The sequence below is a fragment of the Microbacterium sp. zg.Y909 genome, assembly GCF_024626565.1.
On the sequence record NZ_JANJFJ010000544.1, the window covers coordinates 1 to 2,261 of the forward strand.

Genomic DNA, 2,261 nt, shown 5'->3' on the forward strand with positions numbered 1-2,261 from the left:
TCGGTAGACTCGTTGATCGTGTCTGACACTCCCGAAATCACCCCGGAAGCGGTGGATGCCGCCGTCGACGCGGCCCTCGCCGCGATCGCCGCCGCCACCACCACGGCAGAGCTGAAGGCGGCGCGTTCCGCGCACACCGCCGAGGGCTCGCCGCTGGCCGCACTCAACGCGCAGCTGCGCCACGTGCCGAACGAACGCAAGGCCGAATTCGGCAAGCTCGTCGGCCAGGCCCGCGGCCGGGTCACCCAGGCGCTGGCCGCCCGCGAGACCGAGGTCGCCGCCGCCGAGACGGCCGCGAAGCTCGAAGCGGAGCGCATCGACATCACGGCGCTGCCGCAGCGTGCGCGCGTCGGGGCGCGGCATCCGCTGACCCTCCTGCAGGAGCAGATCGCCGACATCTTCGTCGGCATGGGGTGGGAGATCGCCGAGGGGCCTGAGCTCGAGCACGAGTGGTTCAACTTCGACGCGCTCAACTTCGACGTGGACCACCCGGCGCGCCAGATGCAGGACACGTTCTACGTCGACCCGGTCGAGCGCCACCTCGTCATGCGCACGCACACGAGCCCGGTCCAGGTGCGCAGCATGCTCGAGCGCGACCTGCCGATCTACATCCTCGCGCCGGGCCGGGTGTACCGCACCGACGAGTTCGATGCCACGCACCTGCCGGTGTTCAGCCAGTTCGAGGGCCTGGTCGTCGACAAGGGCATCACGATGGCGCACCTGAAGGGCACGCTCGACCACGTCGCACGGGTGCTCTTCGGTGACGAGGCGAAGACCCGCATGCGGGCCAACTTCTTCCCGTTCACCGAGCCGTCCGCGGAGTTCGACCTGTGGCATCCCACCTTCAAGGGCGGCGCGCGCTGGATCGAGTGGGGCGGCTGCGGCATGGTCAACCCCAACGTGCTGCGCGCGGCCGGGATCGACCCCGAGGTGTACTCCGGGTTCGCGTTCGGGATGGGCTTCGAGCGGACGCTGATGTTCCGCAGCGATGTACAGGACATGCGTGACATGGCCGAGGGTGATGTCCGCTTCAGCGAGCAGTTTGGAATGGTGGTCTGATGCGCGTTCCGCTCTCGTGGCTGCGTGAATACGTCGACGTCCCGGCCGATGCCACACCCGAGGACGTCCTCGCGGCGCTGGTGTCGGTGGGCTTCGAAGAGGAGGACGTGCACGGCTTCGACCTGCAGGGTCCGATCGTCGTCGGCCAGGTGGTCGAGTTCGTCGAGGAGCCGCAGTCCAACGGCAAGACGATCCGCTGGTGCCAGGTCGACGTCGGAGAGGCCAACGGGGGAGTGCGCGGCATCGTCTGCGGCGCCCGCAACTTCTTCGCCGGCGACAAGGTCGTCGTGACGCTTCCGGGCGCCGTGCTGCCCGGGCCGTTCCCGATCGCGGCGCGCAAGACCTACGGGCACGTCTCGGACGGCATGATCGCCTCGGCGAAGGAGCTGGGCCTCGGCGACGAGCACAACGGCATCCTGCGCCTGGTGGAGCTGGGGCTCGACCCCGAGGTCGGCGCGGATGCCATCGCCCTGCTGGGCCTGGATGACGTCGCGGTCGAGATCAACGTCACCCCCGACCGCGGGTATGCGCTGTCGATCCGCGGCGTTGCGCGCGAGTACTCGCACGCGACCGGTGCCGCCTTCCGCGACCCGGGCGAGCGCGAATGGGGCGAGCTGCAGCAGCCGGTCGAGGGCTTCGCCGTCGCGGTCGACGACCAGGCGCCGATCCGCGGGCGCGTGGGAGCGAGCGAGTTCGTCGTGCGGATCGTCCGTGACGTCGACCCCACCAAGCCGACGCCGCCGTGGATGGTCGCGCGGCTCACGCTCGCCGGCATCCGATCGCTCGGCATTCTCATCGACATCACCAACTACGTGATGCTCGAACTCGGCAACCCGATCCACGGCTACGACCTCGATCGCCTCACCGGGGGCATCACCGTGCGCCGCGCGCACGAGGGCGAGAAGCTCACGACTCTCGACGGCAAGGAGCGCGCGCTCAGCACCGAGGATCTGCTCATCACGGACGAGTCCGGGCCGATCGGCCTGGCCGGCGTCATGGGCGGTGGCACGACCGAGATGACGGATGCCACGCGCAACGTGCTCATCGAGGCCGCGGTGTTCGACACCGTCTCGATCGCCCGTACCGCCCGCCGGCACAAGCTGCCGTCGGAGGCGTCGCGCCGTTTCGAGCGCGGCGTGGATCCGCTGATCCCGTTCGTCGCCGCCCGGCGCGTGGCCGACCTGATGGTCGAGTACGCCGGA

General features: G+C 69.7%; 2 protein-coding genes. Both read left to right on the forward strand.

The features are described from left to right. The first annotated feature begins 18 nt into the window (after positions 1 to 18). On the forward strand, positions 19 to 1,059 hold the full coding sequence (gene pheS, locus NQ160_RS22590) for a phenylalanine--tRNA ligase subunit alpha (RefSeq protein ID WP_257517272.1): 1,041 nt from the start codon (positions 19 to 21) through the stop codon (positions 1,057 to 1,059). Continuing rightward, on the forward strand, positions 1,059 to 2,261 hold a 1,203-nt coding region (locus NQ160_RS22595), incomplete at its 3' end, for a phenylalanine--tRNA ligase subunit beta (RefSeq protein WP_257517273.1). The genes pheS and NQ160_RS22595, both read left to right, overlap by 1 nt.